Annotated in this window: 14 protein-coding genes; 7 read left to right on the top strand and 7 right to left on the bottom strand. The window is 69.5% G+C overall.

The features are described 5' to 3' along the window. Window positions 1–63: 63 nt before the first annotated feature. The 3 genes from ACIP5T_RS11305 (at window position 64) to ACIP5T_RS11315 (ending at window position 5,085) form a co-directional block, all read left to right on the top strand. Window positions 64–1,638, top strand: coding sequence for a S8 family peptidase (locus tag ACIP5T_RS11305; RefSeq protein WP_400863158.1), 1,575 nt, complete (start codon window positions 64–66; stop codon window positions 1,636–1,638). Between the two features lie 181 nt (window positions 1,639–1,819). Next, complete coding sequence (locus tag ACIP5T_RS11310; protein WP_400863159.1) at window positions 1,820–4,348, top strand: CHAT domain-containing protein; 2,529 nt, start codon at window positions 1,820–1,822, stop codon at window positions 4,346–4,348. Between the two features lie 305 nt (window positions 4,349–4,653). Continuing rightward, window positions 4,654–5,085 carry a hypothetical protein gene (locus ACIP5T_RS11315; protein WP_400863161.1) on the top strand — a complete coding sequence of 144 codons (432 nt, stop codon included), beginning with the start codon at window positions 4,654–4,656 and terminating at the stop codon, window positions 5,083–5,085. Window positions 5,086–5,093: 8 nt separating this feature from the next. Here the strand turns inward: ACIP5T_RS11315 and ACIP5T_RS11320 are convergent, their stop codons facing one another. Genes ACIP5T_RS11320 through ACIP5T_RS11340 form a run of 5 tightly spaced genes read right to left on the bottom strand, consistent with a single transcriptional unit; the run spans window position 5,094 to window position 9,601 of the window. Further along, window positions 5,094–5,870, bottom strand: coding sequence for a DeoR/GlpR family DNA-binding transcription regulator (locus ACIP5T_RS11320; RefSeq protein ID WP_400863163.1), 777 nt, complete (start codon window positions 5,868–5,870; stop codon window positions 5,094–5,096). Window positions 5,871–5,898: 28 nt separating this feature from the next. Next, window positions 5,899–6,753: a class II fructose-bisphosphate aldolase gene (locus ACIP5T_RS11325; RefSeq protein WP_400863164.1), complete on the bottom strand. Its 855-nt coding sequence runs from the start codon at window positions 6,751–6,753 to the stop codon at window positions 5,899–5,901. After that, window positions 6,750–7,691 carry a 1-phosphofructokinase family hexose kinase gene (locus tag ACIP5T_RS11330; protein WP_400863166.1) on the bottom strand — a complete coding sequence of 314 codons (942 nt, stop codon included), beginning with the start codon at window positions 7,689–7,691 and terminating at the stop codon, window positions 6,750–6,752. Before ACIP5T_RS11330 ends, ACIP5T_RS11325 begins: the two co-directional genes overlap by 4 nt. Next, the gene (locus tag ACIP5T_RS11335; protein ID WP_400863168.1) at window positions 7,688–8,680 is read right to left on the bottom strand and encodes an ROK family protein; all 993 of its coding nucleotides are present in this window, start codon (window positions 8,678–8,680) and stop codon (window positions 7,688–7,690) included. Before ACIP5T_RS11335 ends, ACIP5T_RS11330 begins: the two co-directional genes overlap by 4 nt. A 24-nt stretch (window positions 8,681–8,704) precedes the next feature. Next, window positions 8,705–9,601: an SIS domain-containing protein gene (locus tag ACIP5T_RS11340; protein WP_400863170.1), complete on the bottom strand. Its 897-nt coding sequence runs from the start codon at window positions 9,599–9,601 to the stop codon at window positions 8,705–8,707. A 291-nt stretch (window positions 9,602–9,892) separates the two neighbouring features. On the opposite strand from ACIP5T_RS11340, the gene ACIP5T_RS11345 reads away from it, so the two are divergent. From ACIP5T_RS11345 to ACIP5T_RS11360, 4 genes are all read left to right on the top strand, one after another. Next, complete coding sequence (locus ACIP5T_RS11345; RefSeq protein WP_400863172.1) at window positions 9,893–11,137, top strand: extracellular solute-binding protein; 1,245 nt, start codon at window positions 9,893–9,895, stop codon at window positions 11,135–11,137. Between the two features lie 50 nt (window positions 11,138–11,187). Then, window positions 11,188–12,162 (top strand): carbohydrate ABC transporter permease, encoded by a 975-nt coding sequence (locus tag ACIP5T_RS11350; protein ID WP_400863173.1) that lies wholly within the window; start codon window positions 11,188–11,190, stop codon window positions 12,160–12,162. Between the two features lie 2 nt (window positions 12,163–12,164). Further along, on the top strand, window positions 12,165–13,085 hold the full coding sequence (locus ACIP5T_RS11355; protein WP_400863175.1) for a carbohydrate ABC transporter permease: 921 nt from the start codon (window positions 12,165–12,167) through the stop codon (window positions 13,083–13,085). Between the two features lie 118 nt (window positions 13,086–13,203). Next, window positions 13,204–13,683 carry a hypothetical protein gene (locus ACIP5T_RS11360; protein ID WP_400863176.1) on the top strand — a complete coding sequence of 160 codons (480 nt, stop codon included), beginning with the start codon at window positions 13,204–13,206 and terminating at the stop codon, window positions 13,681–13,683. A gap of 50 nt (window positions 13,684–13,733) precedes the next feature. On the opposite strand, the gene ACIP5T_RS11365 is transcribed toward ACIP5T_RS11360, so the two are convergent. Next, window positions 13,734–14,912, bottom strand: coding sequence for an ROK family protein (locus ACIP5T_RS11365; protein WP_400863178.1), 1,179 nt, complete (start codon window positions 14,910–14,912; stop codon window positions 13,734–13,736). 138 nt (window positions 14,913–15,050) lie between these two features. After that, window positions 15,051–15,350, bottom strand: a complete 300-nt coding sequence (locus ACIP5T_RS11370) for a chorismate mutase (protein ID WP_400863180.1) — start codon at window positions 15,348–15,350, stop codon at window positions 15,051–15,053. Between the last annotated feature and the right edge of the window lie 85 nt (window positions 15,351–15,435).

Below are 15,435 nucleotides of genomic sequence, written 5' to 3' on the forward strand. Positions count from 1 at the left end.
CCGCACAGGACGCGGGCTCATCCCGCACAGGATGCGGGTCCGCCCGCGAGGAGAGGACCGACGATGGAGCAGCCCAAGGGGTGGAGCTGGCAGGACCGAGCTGAGGGGTCGATCAGACGGGGGACGGCTCTCGATCCGTCGGTCGAGCCCGTCGACGGCGTCAGGGCATTTCCCACGGCCTACCTGCAGGAGCGCCTGCTGATCACTCAGGATCAGGAGAACGGCCAGGAGGCGTACGACCAGGAGATCCGCGAGCTGCGCGCAGCGGCCGGCTCGTTCGGCTGGAATCTCGAGATCGAATCACCGGATGCTGTCCGCGCCGCCGTTCCGCTGGTTCCCGGGGTGCCCGGCTTCCTCCGCGCCCACCTCACCACGCCCGACGAGCCGACCCGCGGCGAGTCTCCGGTGCCGCCCGATGCCTGGCGCGTCCTGCAGCGCGCCCGCCGCAGCTCCGGCACGCCGATGCCGAGGACCAGCCTCGAGCACGTGCTGTCGATCGACCCTGTCGGCCTCAATCCGTTCAGCCGCACGAATCCCTTCAGCCGCACCAACCCGTTCAGCCGCACCAACCCGGTGCGCGGCGCGGGCGGAGGAGCCGGCGGCAGCGACGACTACCTCGAGCCGGGGCGCGGCGCGCGCCAGCCGGTGACCTGGCTCGGACCGGCGCCACGGCGCACGGCAGCCCCGAAACGCGGCCGCCGCCCCGTGGTGGCGGTGCTCGACACCGGATGCGGAGTGCACGACTGGCTGCCCGACGACATCGTCACCCGGCACATCGAGCTCGACGGCGTGCCGATCGGTCTCACCGACGACGCCGACCCCGAGCGCTACCCCGACCTCTACGGACAGCTCGATGGAGAGATCGACGCGGTCGCCGGGCACGGCACGTTCATCGCGGGACTCATCCGCCAGACGGCACCGGATGCCGACATCCTCTCGATCCGCATGGCCGGCGCGCTCGGCGTGATCGACGAGAGCACCTTCCTGACCACGGTCGCGCAGGTCGTCGAGCTGCTGCGGCGACACCGCGAGGACCCGTCGACCGGGCATCCGATCGACGTGCTCAACCTGTCGCTGGGGTATTACCACGAGACCCCGGTCGACGGTCAGTTCAGCCTGACCCTCAACGCCCTGCTCACCACGGCACGTGCGCTCGGGTGCGTGGTGGTCTGCTCGGCGGGCAACGACGCGATCGACAGGCCGTCGTTCCCGGCCTCGCTGTGGCCGTGGCCGGGCGCGGACAACGGCATCCCTCGAGACAAGGACGCCCCGCACGTGTCGGTCGGTGCCCTCAACCCCTCGGCTCGGTCGGTCGCGCTGTTCTCGAACATCGGCCCGTGGGTGCAGGTGTACGCGCCCGGCGCCGCCGTGGTCAGCACGTCACCCGCCTTCGTCGGTGGCGAGCAGGCGACCACCAGGGCAGACGTCGAAGGTCTGCGGCGCGAGACCATCGACCCCGACGACTACCGCGGGGGCTTCTCGATCTGGAGCGGCACGTCGTTCGCGGCTCCCTACGTCGCAGGGCGCATCGCCGCACAGCTGGGCCCGGTGCCACCGCAGGGCATCACCGCGGATGCCGCGGCCAAGGCCGTCGCCGCGGTGCTGAAGACGCTGCCGTCGCCGGCGTCGGGCGGGTAGCCGCGGACCGGTCGCCACGAACCGGTCGCCACGGACCGGATGGCTGAAGGATGCCCGAATGGCCGACCACACACGATCACATCACCAGCCATCCGGGCATCGGCCAGCCATCCGGGCGCCCAGAAAACCGGATGCGGCCGCAGCCCTTCCCTGAAACCTGGCGTACCGGCATTCTGGTGAAGTGCCCCTGTCTGCTCTCGAGCTGCATCAGCGCGGCGTCGACGCAGCCAACTCCCGACGGTTCGCGCAGGCGCGGCGAGCGCTGACGACCGCATCCGCGCGCACCGACGACGACGATCTGCGCGCGCGCATCGACGGGACCATGGCCTACGTGCTCGCTCAGACGGGCCAGCCGGCGGAGGCCGAGCGCCTCTCGCGTGCAGCGCTGTCGCGCCCGGGGCTCAGCGACGAGACGGTGGCCCTCGCGAACGGGCAATTGGGCACGCTGCTCATGCACGGCGGACGCCTCGACGAGGCCGACCTGTTTCTCACGAAGGCGATCGACGGCCTCGATGAGGGCTCGATCGAGAGCGCGAACTGCCTGATGAGCCGGTCGATCGTCAGCATGCAGCGGCACCGGCTCGACGACTGCTCAGCCGATCTGCTGCGGGCCATCGCCGCTTATGAGGCCCATGGGGCAGACGCACCGCTCGCCGAAGCCCGCCACAACCTCGGCTACGCCGCACTGCTCGGCGGCGACCTCGTCACGGCGCTCGGGTTGATGACCCGATCGCGGCCGATTCTCGCCGCCACGAGCGACCTCGCCGCGGCGATCAGCGACCTCGACCGTGCCGAGGTGCTGCGTGACGCCGGCCTCACCACAGAGGCCGAAGAGCTGCTCGGCACGGTCGCGGTGCGGTTCGGTGCACAGCGGATGCGACAGGCACGCGGCGAGGCCGAGTTCCACCTCGCCCGGTCGCTGTTGCGGCACGACGCCGCTTCTGCCGAGCGTTCCGCCGCGACCGCATCCCGCCGCTTCGCCGCACTGGGAAGCGAGAGCTGGGCCGCGCGTGCCGAGGCGGTGCGGCTGGAAGCCCGACTGCTCGCCCACCCGAAGGCCGCACCGCACACCGAGGACTTCACGCGCACAGCCGCAGCGCTCGCCCGTGGAGGATTCCGCACCGAGGCCACCGCCCTGTCTCTCACGGCACGCCTCGCGGACGGAGGGCGACTGCCACGGCTCACCGCCGACGCCCCGACCCCCCTGCGCCTGCGGCAGCACGAGGTGCGTGCGGTGCGTGCGGCGTCTGCAGGCAAGGATGCCGATGCCCGACGCGCGGCCGCCGACGGGCTCGAGCTGCTCACCGCGTGGCAGCAGTCGTTCGGCGCGCTCGACCTGCAGGCCTCCGTGGCGATGCACGGCACCGAGCTGATGTTCACCGGGCTCGCTGCCGCCGCACGATCACGCGACCCCGGGGTGCTCTTCGAGTGGTCGGAGCGCGCCAGGCACCTGAGTCAGCAGGTCGCTCCGGTGCGCCCACCGCACGACGAGGAGCTCTCGGCCGACCTGGCTGAACTGCGCATGCTGCGCGCCGACCTCGCAGGGTCGGACTGGACGACCGATTCCCGGGTGCGCGAGCTGCGGGATCGGGTTCGCGACCGGCAATGGTCGTCGACCGGTGTCGGCGGGAACCACGAACGCCTCGGGCTGCGCGAGACCATGGCCCGGCTCGACGGTGACACGGCGATCCTCGCCTACGTCTTCACGCGCGACGAGCTGCTCTGCGTCGTGGTGACGGCATCCGCTTCGTCGATCGTCGAGCTGTCGCTGCCGCGCATCGAAGCCGCACTCGACGGACTCCGCGCCGACCTCGACGTCGCCGCCCTCACCCGCGGCGGCCAGATGGCGCACATCGTGGCGCGGTCGCTCGACGAGAGGCTGCGGCTGCTCGACGACGCGCTCCTCGCACCTACCCGCGCGGCCACGGGCGGGGCCGCCCGTCTCGCGCTGACGGTTCCAGGAATTCTCGGCGGCATCCCGTGGGCGATGCTCCCCGGCATGCGTGGAACGCCGTTCACGATCGCGACCTCGGTGTCGCGATTGCTCGGCGGGGCGCGTCGACACCCCGGTCCCTCGTCGGCGCATCAGCGGCCGGAGGCACCGACGGTGGCGCCGCAACGCCCGGGCCTGGCGTCGGCAAGCGACGCGTCGGCAGGCGAGACAGCGGCGCCGAGGCCGACGGCGGGGTTCGCGACCGGGCCTCGGGTTGCTCGCGCCGAGGAGGAGGTGCGCCGGGCCGCCGAAGCGTGGCGCGACGCGCGGATGCTGACCGGCGAGAGTGCACGGGTATCGGCCGTCACAGAGCTCGCCGAGCAGGTCGACGTGCTGCACATCGCCGCCCACGGTCGGCACGCGGTCGACAATCCGATGTTCTCGGGGTTCGAACTCCACGACGGCACCCTGTTCGGCTATGACGTCGACCTGATCTCGCGCGCGCCCGAGACCGTGGTGCTCTCGGCCTGCGAGCTGGGTCGTTCATCGGTGCGCTGGGGCGAGGAGGCACTGGGGATGACGCGGGTCTGGCTGCACGCCGGCACGGGCTGTGTCATCGCCGCCCCCGTGGTCGTGGCGGACGACATCGCCTGCGAGCTGCTCGGGGCCGTGCACTCCGAGCTGGCGGCCGGCGCACGCCCGGCTGTCGCCCTGGCCGCGGCAGCCGAATCCACCGGTCTCAGCGCGCCTTTCCAATGCCACGGAAGCGGACTCTGAAACTTTTCTCCAGTCGATGTATCAGAACATCGATGGGCCGCTCCTTATCTCCAGAAGGTGCCGGCGAAGGGCTTCGGAAACGAAGCGCGAGGGAGGCGCAGTCGAACTGGGGAAACCCTCGTGCACTGGGGAGTGTGAGGGAACGACAGGACACCATCTACTCCGGGGATGTCGCGAGAGGGGTCGCGGCATCCCCACCAGGAGTTCGGCACTGTGTTGCTTGTGAGAGTCGAGTCCGCATGCGAAGATCACAGGCACATTCAGCACCGACGGCAGTGTGCCCGGCGTGCGGAGAGCTGGTCGTCATGAGGTCGAAACGAGTGCTCGCATTCGTCGCAGTGGCCGTCTTCGGCGCGGCGGTGTCGGTGGGGTGCACCGACCAGGGGATGAGTTCAGCGACGCCGACCCCCACGGCCACTGACTCGACACCCTCACCGGGTGCGGCGGCGGTGGGCGAATGGACGTCCCCGGACGATCCGGGCGTGACCCTGACCCTGAATGCGGATGGGTCGTTGGTCGGCTTCGACGGCTGCAACACGCACTCCGGGGTCTGGAATGGCCGGGACGGTGGAATCATCCACCTCGAGTTCTCGGGGGGACACACGGAAGCCGGCTGCCCCGAGGGCGTCGTGCCGTGGCTCGCACTGTCCGATGGGGCGATGATGCGCGGCGACGCGCTCTCGCTCTTCGGGCCCGCGGACGGACCGACCGGCGAGCTGGTGCGGTCCGAGGACTGATCGGCCGGTCAGGCGGTCTGGACCTCGTAGCCCGCGTCGCGGAACGCGGCCAGAGTCGCGGCATCCGCGCCGTCGTCGGTCAGGAGCACGGGGAACAGCTCCGGGCCGCCGACGGCAGCGAACGCCACAGTGCCGATCTTGCTGCTGTCGGTGACGACCACGGCTCGGCGGGCTCGTTCGGCCATCATGCGGTTCACCGCCGCTTCGCGTTCATCCTGCGTGGTGGCTCCGGCAACGGCATCCATTCCGTTGACTCCGATGAAGGCGATGTCGAGCCGCACTCCCCTCAGCAGCTGCTCGACGAACGGGCCCACCAGCTCGTAGCTGCGCGAGTGGATCACTCCGCCCGTGACCACGACCTTGATGTCGGGTCGGGTCGCGAGCTGGGCGGCGATGTTCACGGCGTTGGTCACCACCGTGATGCCCGGCCCGGCCGAGAGATCGTCGCGAGCGGCGATCGCTGCGGCGATCGCGGTGGTCGTGGTTCCACCGGACAGCCCGACGACCATGCCCGGCGTGACGAGCGCGGCGGCGGCCTGGGCGATGCTCTCCTTCTCGTGCGAGCGCTGATGGCTCTTGTAGCGGATCGGCAGCTCGTAGGCGACCGAGTGCGCGACGGCCCCGCCATGCGTGCGGGTGAGCAGACGCTGCTCGGCGAGCGAGTCGAGATCGCGGCGGGTGGTGGCGGCCGAGGCGCCGAAGCGCTCGACGAGCTCGTCGACGTTCACCTCGCCGTCCGCGGCCAGCAGATCGAGGATCGCATTCAGACGGGCGGCGCGCTTCATGTCACCATCCTGCCCGCCTTCGCGTGACTCACCCCGCCACCTCGGTGGACTCGAGGGCGAACAGGCGCAGCATCCGCGCCGCCTCCCCGGCGAGCGCATCGCGCGCAGGGATGAGGTACTTGCGCGAGTCGACGAGCCTCTCATCGGTGTCGAGGGTCGCGCGGATGGCACGGGTGAAGAACCCGTTCAGGTGCGTCGAGACGTTGATCTTCGTCATGCCCGCGCGCACGGCGTCGGCGATCACGGCGTCCGAGACTCCCGATGATCCGTGCAGCACGAGGGGAACGGGGAGGGCTTCGCGCAGGCGTGCGATGAGAGCGAGGTCGAGGGATGCCGTGCGGTCCGTCATGGCGTGCGACGAGCCCACCGCGACGGCGAGTGCATCGACTCCGGTCGCGGCCACGAACGCCCGCGCCTCGTCGGGGTCGGTGCGCACGCCCGGTGCGTGGGCACCGTCCTTGCCGCCGACCTCGCCCAGCTCGCCCTCGACGTAGACGCCGGCCGCATGGGCTCGCTCGGCGACGGCAGCCGTGATCGCGACGTTGTCGTCATAGGGCAGCGCTCCGCCGTCGAACATGACCGAGCCGAAGCCGAGGGCGATCGCCTCATCGACGAGCTCAGGGCGCTCGGCGTGATCGAGGTGCACCGCGACCGGCGTCTGTGCGTGACGGGCGACCGCGAGAGTCGCCAGCGCGATCGGCTCGAGGCCACCGTGATAGTCGGCGCAGTTCTGCGAGATCTGCAGGATCACGGGCAGCCCGGCGGCGGCCGAGGCGCGCACCAGCCCCTCGGCGGTCTCGAGATGGATCACGTTGAAGGCGCCGATGCCGGTGCCGCGAACCGCGGCATCCGTCACGAGCTCGCGGGCGGAGACCAGGGTCACAGGGGGTCCTCTCGAAGGGCGGAGTCGTAGGGGGCGACGACGAGGCGCTGCTCGAGCGCCTGCCAGTCGTCGGAGATCTCTCCCGCGAGCGGCATGAGCACGGCGGCGGCCGACCACGCGGTGGCGCGGCGCAGAACGGTCTCGGGATCACGGATGCCGTCGGCATAGAGCACCGCGCACGCGGCCACTCCTGCATCACCGGCGCCGGTCGGGTTTCCGGCGAGCGGGGCGTCGAGACGGGCGTGCAGCACCTCGGATGCCGTGACGGCGAGCATCCCTTCGGCGCCGAGCGACAGCAGCACGAGATCGACACCGCGCTCGATCAGCGAGCGGGCACCGCCGACCGGGTCGGTGATGCCGGTCGCCTCGACGAGCTCGGCGGCGTTGGGCTTGAGCACGGATGCGCCGGCATCCGCCGCGTGCAGGAGAGCCGGTCCCGAGGTGTCGACGATCACGGGCACGCCCGCATCCCGAGCCGTGCCGATCAGCAGAGGCAGCAGCGTCTCGGGCGCCCCGGGCGGCAGGCTGCCCGAGATCACGAGCACCTGCGCGCCGGGGAGGGCATCGACGACCTCGCCGAGCAGTGCCGCCCACTCGGGATCGGAGGGGTTCACACCCCTCTCATTGACGACCGTCGTGTCTCCGAGCGCCGCGTCGACGATCGCGATGCTCTGCCGAGTGGCACCCACCACGGGCACCAGCCGGTGAGGAACCCCGCTGGCACCGAGCTCGGCGGCGAGCTCGACGCCGCTGCGGCCGCCGGCGGTGGACACGGCGAGCACCGAGGCCCCCTGAGCGTGGGCGACCCTCGCGACGTTCAGGCCCTTGCCGCCGGCTCGCACTGCGCCGGCATCCGCTCTGTGCGTCTCTCCGAGAGTGAGTCGATCGACGTGCCAGGTGAGGTCGAGGGCCGGGTTCGGCGTGACGGTGAGGATCATGCGAGCTCCCTCGCGCGCAGCGCCGCGCCCAGGATGCCGGCGTTGCCCGACAGCTCGGCCGGCACGAGCTCGGGTAGGCGATGGAAGCTCAGGCGTTCGGCGAGCCGTGCCCGCAGCTCGTCGAACAGCGCGCCGCCCGCCCGCGAGAGCCCGCCGCCGATCACGATGGCCTCGGGCGCGACGACCGCAGTGAGCTGGGCGAGCGAGAGAGTGAGGGCGTCGAGCGCCGAGTTCCAGATCTCGGAGGCCACGCGGTCGCCGGCAGCGGCACGGGCGATCACGTCTTTGGCGCCGGCGGGGGTGATGCCCGTCGCCTCGCGATAACGGCGCGCGATCGCCCCGGCAGACGCCACCACCTCGAGGCAGCCCCGGGCACCACAGGCGCAGGCGGGGCCGTCGGCGATCGGCGAGTGGCCGATCTCACCCGCATAGCCGCCCGCGGTGTAGGGCTCTCCGCCGACGAGCAGCGCGCCGGCGATGCCGGTGCCGATCACCAGCACGACCGAGTTCGAGTAGGCGCGGGCACCGCCCAGGCGGTGCTCGGCCCAGCTCGCCGCGCGCACGTCGTGGTCGAATGCCACGGGCAGTCCGAGCTTGGCCGAGGCGAGATCGCGCAGCGGCGAATCGTGCCATCCGAGGTTGCTGGCGAAGATGCCGAGCCCGGCCTCCGCATCGACGATCCCCGGCACCACGAGTCCGGCCGCCTGCGGCACGACGTCGGGATGCTCGGCCCGCAGCTCGGCGGCGAGCACTCCGAGCCGCTCGATCAACACCTCGGTGCGATCGCCGGCGGCCACGGGAGTCGGGGTGCGGCGCAGACCCAGCGCGGTGCCATCGGCATCGAACAGCGCCGATTTGATGTCGGTGCCGCCCACGTCGAAAGCCAGCACCGGCACGCCGTGGCCGAGCGGGCGAGCGGCGGCGAGCCTCTCGCCCGCTGCGTCAGTCACGACATCGGCGATGCTCGCGGCATTCTCAGGGCTGGTCATCGATCGCTCCGCTGGTGGGTCGGGTCATGCATCCAGGATGACGGATCGCGTGAGGTTGCGCGGCTGGTCGGGGTCGAGCCCGCGGGCGACGGCCCTGTCCAGGGCGACGCGGTGCAGGCGCACGAGGTCGGCGAGCGGGTCGATCGGATGCTGCACGAACCGCGCCCCCGTTGCCTCGACCTGGGCGGCCAAGCCCTCCGGCGCCTCGCCGAACTGCCAGGTCACGCGGCCGGGTGCGGCGATCGCGATCGGGCCGTGGCGGTACTCCATCGACGGGTACGACTCAGTCCACGACTGCGACGACTCGCGCATCTTCAGAGCGGCCTCGTGTGCGAGACCCACGGTCCAGCCGCGACCCAGGAACGAGTACTGCTCGGCATCTCGCAGCTCGTCGTCGTAGTCGGCGGCGAGCACGGCCGCGGCATCGTCGATCGCGCCGGTGAGGTCTTCACCGAGCGAGGCGCGGAACAGCGCGAGGGCGGTGGTGGCGAAGCGGGTCTGCACGACCGACTTCTCGTCGGCGAAGGGCAGCAGCACGGCCTCGTCGACGAGCGAGACGAGCGGCGAGGTCTCGTCGCCGATCACACCGATCGTCGGAACGCGGCCCTTGATGCGCTCGACCAGTTCGAGCACCTCGGTCGTCGTGCCGGAACGCGTCAGCGCGACGACGGCGTCGTAGCCGCGGTCGACGAAGGCCTCGGATGCCGCGAACGCATCGGTCTCGCCCTGCCCCGCCGTCTCGCGCAGGAACGCGTACGACTGAGCCATGAACCACGACGTGCCGCATCCGACGACGGCGATGCGGGCTCCGGATGCCGGCAGCAGCGCCTGCATGTCGCGGAGATCGGCCGCGCGGGCCCAGGTCTCGGGCTGCGAGTTCAGTTCTTCGCGCATGTGTGCGCCGGGCAGAAGTTCGGTCATGTCGGGCCCTCCGGACCAGATGTTGCAAGTTTGTGATTGTTTAGCGGCTTATTCGATCATAGTATGTCGACAAAAGGAATCCTTGCAAGGTTCCTCTTGATTTGTTTATTCTCCTGACAAATAATCGAACAAGTTCCACCGCCCCTCCGGAGATCCGGTCCATGGAGGGTTCCTCGAGCCGATCCGGCTCGAACCGATCGCCCAGCCACCCAGGGAAGGCGATCACACGCACCGTCGCGTGAGTTGTGCTTGCGACTGTGCACCACCTACACAGTGAGGAATGCAATACACATGAAGAAGTCACTGCGATTCGGCGCCGTTGCCCTGGCGGCAACCGCCACTCTCACGCTCGCTTCGTGCGGGTTCGGCGGCTCGACCGGCGGCGGTGGAGACGCAGAGGGCGAGACCACTCTCAACCTCCTCGTCCCCAGCTACTCCGACGCCACCAAGGGCCTGTGGGAAGACGTGATCGACGGGTTCGAGAAGGAGAACCCCGACATCAAGGTCGATCTCGAGGTGCAGTCGTGGGACAACCTCGAGAAGGTCGTCTCCACCAAGATCCAGGCCGGCGAGGCTCCCGACATCTACAACGGCGGCCCTTTCGCCGGCTTCGTCGGCGACGAGCTGCTCTACCCGGTCGAGGACGTCGTGTCAGAGGAGACCTACTCCGACTTCCAGGACGCGTTCCTCGCGAACGCCGAGGTCGACGGCACCGCCTACGCCCTGCCGCTGATCGCGTCGGCCCGCGCACTGTTCGTCAACAACGCTCTGCTCGAGCAGGCGGGCGTCGAGGCTCCGACGACCTGGGACGAGCTGCTCGATGCCGCGACCAAGGTGTCGGCACTCGGCGGCGGCGTGGCCGGATACGGCATGCCGCTCGGCTCCGAAGAGGCTCAGGCCGAGGCGGCCGTGTGGCTCTGGGGCGGCGGCGGCTCGTTCGGCGATGCCACCGAGATCACGATCGACACCCCCGAGAACCTTGCCGGTGCCGAGCAGATCAAGAAGATGATCGACGCGGGCGCCACTCAGGCAGACCCCGGTTCGACCCAGCGTTCGCCCCTGATGGACATCTTCATCCAGGGCAAGATCGGCATGCAGGTCGGCCTGCCGCCGACGGTGGGCCAGATCGAGGAGGGCAACCCCGAGCTCGACTACTCGATCGTCCCGATCCCGACCGAAGACGGCTCGCCGTTCACGCTCGGCGTCATGGACCAGCTGATGGCGTTCCAGAACGACGGCGACAAGCAGGAGGCGATCACCGCCTTCTTCGACTACTACTACTCGGCCGACGTGTACGTGCCGTGGGTGCAGGCCGAGGGCTTCCTGCCCGTCACCAAGTCGGGTGCCGAGCAGCTCGCCGGCGAGGAGGCTCTCAAGCCCTTCCTCGACGTGCTGCCCGACGCGCAGTTCTACCCGTCGACGAATGAGAAGTGGTCGGCCACCGACGGAGCCTTCAAGGCGCTGTTCGGTCAGCTGCAGTCGAAGCCGGCGCAGGACGTCCTCGCCGAGATCCAGGCACAGGTCGACGCGGGCTGAGCCCCGCTGACCCTGTCCACACCAAGCGACGGAGAGGTTCGGGTATTCCCATGAGCCAGACGAAAGAATCCTCGAACCTCGCGGGGGCGGCCACCGGCCGCCCCCGCGCCCCGGGGCGCCGCACGGGCGCGACCCGCGGCAGGCCGGGAGGCAAGGACCTGCTCCAGGCGCTGCCCTGGATCGCCCCCGCCCTGCTGCTCATCATCGGCGTGGTGCTGTTCCCCGCCGGGGTGATGTTCTTCAACTCCACCCGCGACATCTCGCTCTCGGGCCTCGACAAGGGCTCGGTCGGCTTCGACAACTTCGTGACCGTGTTCACGTTCGCCGAGTTCTGGCCGATCATCTTCCGCACGATCATCTGGGTCGTGGCGGTCGTGACCTTCACGGTGCTGATCTCGCTCGGACTCGCGCAGATCCTCAACAAGGCCTTCCCCGGCCGGCAGATCGTGCGCATGGCCGTCATCGTGCCGTGGGCGGCATCCGTCGTGATGACCACGATGGTCTTCTACTACAGCCTCGAGCCGTACTTCGGGGTGTTCAACAAGTTCCTCTACGACATCGGGCTCTCCGACGATGCGGTCGGCTACGGCTGGACCAAGAACCCGGCCACCGCCTTCGCCTGGTCGATCGTGATCGCGATCTTCGTGTCGCTGCCCTTCACGACGTACACGATCCTGGCCGGGTTGCAGACGGTCCCGGCCGACACCCTCGAGGCCGCGAAGATGGACGGCGCAGGCCCCACCCGCACCTACTGGACCGTCGTCGTCCCCCAGCTGCGCAGCGCCCTCGCGGTCGCGATCCTCATCAACATCATCAACGTGTTCAACTCGCTGCCGATCCTCAAGGTGATGACCGGGTCGATACCGGGCTACGGCGCCGACACGATCATGACGATGATCTTCAAATACATCGAGCTGCAGAAGAAGGTCGACGTCGCCAGCGCGCTCTCCGTCGTCGCCTTCCTCATCGTGATCGTGATCGTCGCGATCTACGTCAAGGCCGTCAAGCCCATGAAGGAGGTCTGATCATGACGCTGACCGAGACCGCCCTCGTCACCACCGCCGGAGACGACGCCGCTCCCCGCATCCCGGGGCGCAAGCGCCGCTACACCGAAGACCAGGTGACACTGCCCCGCGTCATCCTGCGCATGGCCGCCGGCATCCTCGTGCTCGCGATCTTCGTGCTGCCGTACCTGATCATGTTCTTCGGCTCCGTCAAGACGAAGTCGCAGATCCGCTCGGTCGACCCGACCTACCTGCCGATCGAGTGGCACTGGGAGAACTACATCTCGATGTGGTCGACCCCCGAGACGCCGCTGCCGTACAACCTGATCTCGACGATCATCATCGCCGTGTTCGCGACGCTGCTGGTGCTCGTCGTCTCGCTGCCTGCCGCGTACTACACGGCCCGCTTCAAGTTCCCCGGGCGCATGGTCTTCCTGTTCCTCGTGATCGTGACGCAGATGCTGCAGCCGGCCGTGCTCACCTCCGGCCTGTTCCGCCAGTTCACGGTGCTCGGGCTCAGCGACACGTGGGCAGCGATGATCTTCATCAACGCGGCGTTCAACCTGTCGTTCGCGGTGTGGATCATGCACTCGTTCTTCGCCGGCATCCCCAAGGAGATCGACGAGGCCGCCCAGATCGACGGTGCCGGACGCTTCACCGTGCTGTTCAAGATCAACCTGCCGCTCGTCTGGCCGGGCATCGTGACGGCGATCGTCTTCACGTTCGTCGCCTGCTGGAACGAGTTCGCCGCATCGCTCGTGATCCTCTCGACCGACAAGAACCAGCCGCTGTCGGTCGCGCTCACCAAGTTCGTCGGTCAGTACGAGACCAGCTGGCAGTACGTGTTCGGCGTCTCGATCGTCGCGATCCTGCCCGTCGTCATCCTGTTCATGCTCATCGAGAAGCGCCTCGTCGGCGGCCTCACCGCCGGCAGCGTGAAGTAGAACCTGCGGACCGGATGCGGAGCGCCACCCCGGGGTGGCGCTCCGCATCGTCGTCTCCCCGAGGCATGTCGAGGGGACCCGTCGGGTGCCGTCTAAGGTGGTGATGCAGGGGGGAAATATGACATGGCAGGATGCTGGACGGGTCGATCGACGACCGTCAGGTGACGCACACCCGGGATGGGGCTGGGGCGTGGTGCTCGTTCCGGCAGCGGTCGGACTCGCGGCGCTCGGGCTGTTCTTCATCCGATCGCTCGACCCCGGGATGGGCACCCTGATCGGCGTCGCACTCATCGCCTGGGCCGTGTCTCTCGCGATGCCCTTCTTCGTCATCGCCTGGTACGCGGCGCAAGCGGCATGGAAGGCGCCTCGCGAGCAGAGCGGGCGGACGTTCGCTGCACCATCGCGTGCGCTGCGACGGATCGGGTTCGGCATCCGGTGGAGCTTCGGCGCCCGCGGCCTGATGTTCAACCCCGCATCGTACGACGGACCGGACCTCCCGATGCTCGTCACCGGCAAGATCGTCCACTACCTCGCGATCGCGATCCTGGTGATGGCCGGGCTCATCGCCGCACTCGTCGGGATCGCTTCACCGCGCTGAGGGTCGGACGCGAGAGCGGCCGCGACCTCCGGTGTCGGCCGCGCAGCGCGTCAGTCGCCGGCGTCGGGTTCCGGAGCGGATGCCGCGCGCAGCTGCGCCGGACTCCAGCGCACGCCCAACGCACTCGAGAGCGCCACCTGAGCGACGCCCGTCGAGATAGACGCGTCCGAATCCGCGTACCGCACCGGCACGTTCGCGGTGCCTGTGGCGGTGTAGTCGACCTCTGCCTGCACGAGCGGCAGGAATCTGTCGCCCAGCGCCCGCGCGGGTCCGCCGATCACGACTTCGGCCGCGTCGAGCACGGCGGCGATGAGCTTGACGGTGCGGCCGAGCGCCCGTGCTCCTTCAGCCAGGTGCTCGCCGTCGGCAGCAGCGGCGAGCGCCGTGATGGCCCCGTCGTCCATGGCGTCATCGAAGTCATCACCGAGCATGGCCGTCATCGACGATGCGGACTCGAGGCATCCGCGCCGCCCGCACCGGCACGTCCGTGCGCCATCGCCGAACTCCACCTGAACGTGGCCGATCTCGCCCGCACGATCACGAGGGCCCGGAGCGAGCTCGCCGTCGAGGGTGACCGCCGCGCCGATGCCGGTGCCGATGTGGATGAACAGCCGATAGCCCGAGGATTCGTCCTCCCTGGCCGCTTCGGCGATCGCCTCGGCATCCACGTCGTTGACGAGCAGCACGGGAATCCCGAGCGCCGCTTCGAAGCGCTCGGCGAGCGGCACGTCCGTCCATCCCAGCTGCACGCTCTCGAACACGCGGCGTCCGTCCGTCGTGCCCGGAAGCTGCACGCCGGCGACGAGCAGGCGTCCGGAATACTCGGCCGCGATATCGGCCACGGCGTCGTCGAGCATCCGGTCCCGCGACTCGTCGGAGAACGCGACCCGTCGCGTCTCGACCTCGGCGCCGTCGAGCGCGACCAGCGCGATCCGTGCGTCGGTCGGCCTGATCACGAGAACGAGGATCACGTGATGCTCGGCCTCGATGCTCAGAGTCGTCGCCCGCTTGCCGCCGGTGCTGGCCGCCTGCTCGCCGTCGACGATCAGCCGCAGATCGATGAGCTCGGCCACCAGGGATGAGGCGGTCGCCGCCGTGAGACCGGTGGCGCGCGCGATTCCCGCCCTCGTCTCCGAGCCGGGGTTGCGGAACACGAGCTGCAGCGCCCGGCGCAGGTTCGCGCGGCGAACGGAGGCCTGCGTGTCGAGTGCGTCGTCGCTGTTCAGCATGGTGCCGGTCCCGTTGCAGGAATTGGTTGACAGACCTGGTGGTTCTGCGTACCCTCGGTCATAGTTTATTCAATAAACTTAGTTCGGTCCCCGGGCGGGTGAGTGCTGCACACACTGTCATCCGCCCGGACGGCCGGATCATCGCCCCTCGGCGGCTTCGGTGTGATGGCGGATGACTTCGGCCACCACGAAGTTGAACCACTTCTCGGCGAACTCCGGATCGAGATGCGCCTCCTCGGCCAGTGCCTTGAGGCGTGCGACCTGCTGCTCCTCGCGCCCCGGGTCGGATGCGGGCATCTCGTGCTCCGCCTTGAGCTGGCCGACCTGCTGCGTGGCACGGAAGCGCTCGGCGAGCATGAAGATGAGTGCTGCGTCGATGTTGTCGATGCTCGAGCGCAGTCGGAGGAGTTCAGCCCGGGGGTCTTCGGCGGCGGTCATGCCCCCTACTCTACGGAAACACGGGGCTGAACGACCCCACCCCGGACAGGGGATGGCTCCTCGGTCGCGCCCCGGTCGAACGCTA

The organism is Microbacterium sp. NPDC088619, assembly GCF_044752825.1.
Classification (GTDB): Bacteria; Actinomycetota; Actinomycetes; order Actinomycetales; family Microbacteriaceae; genus Microbacterium.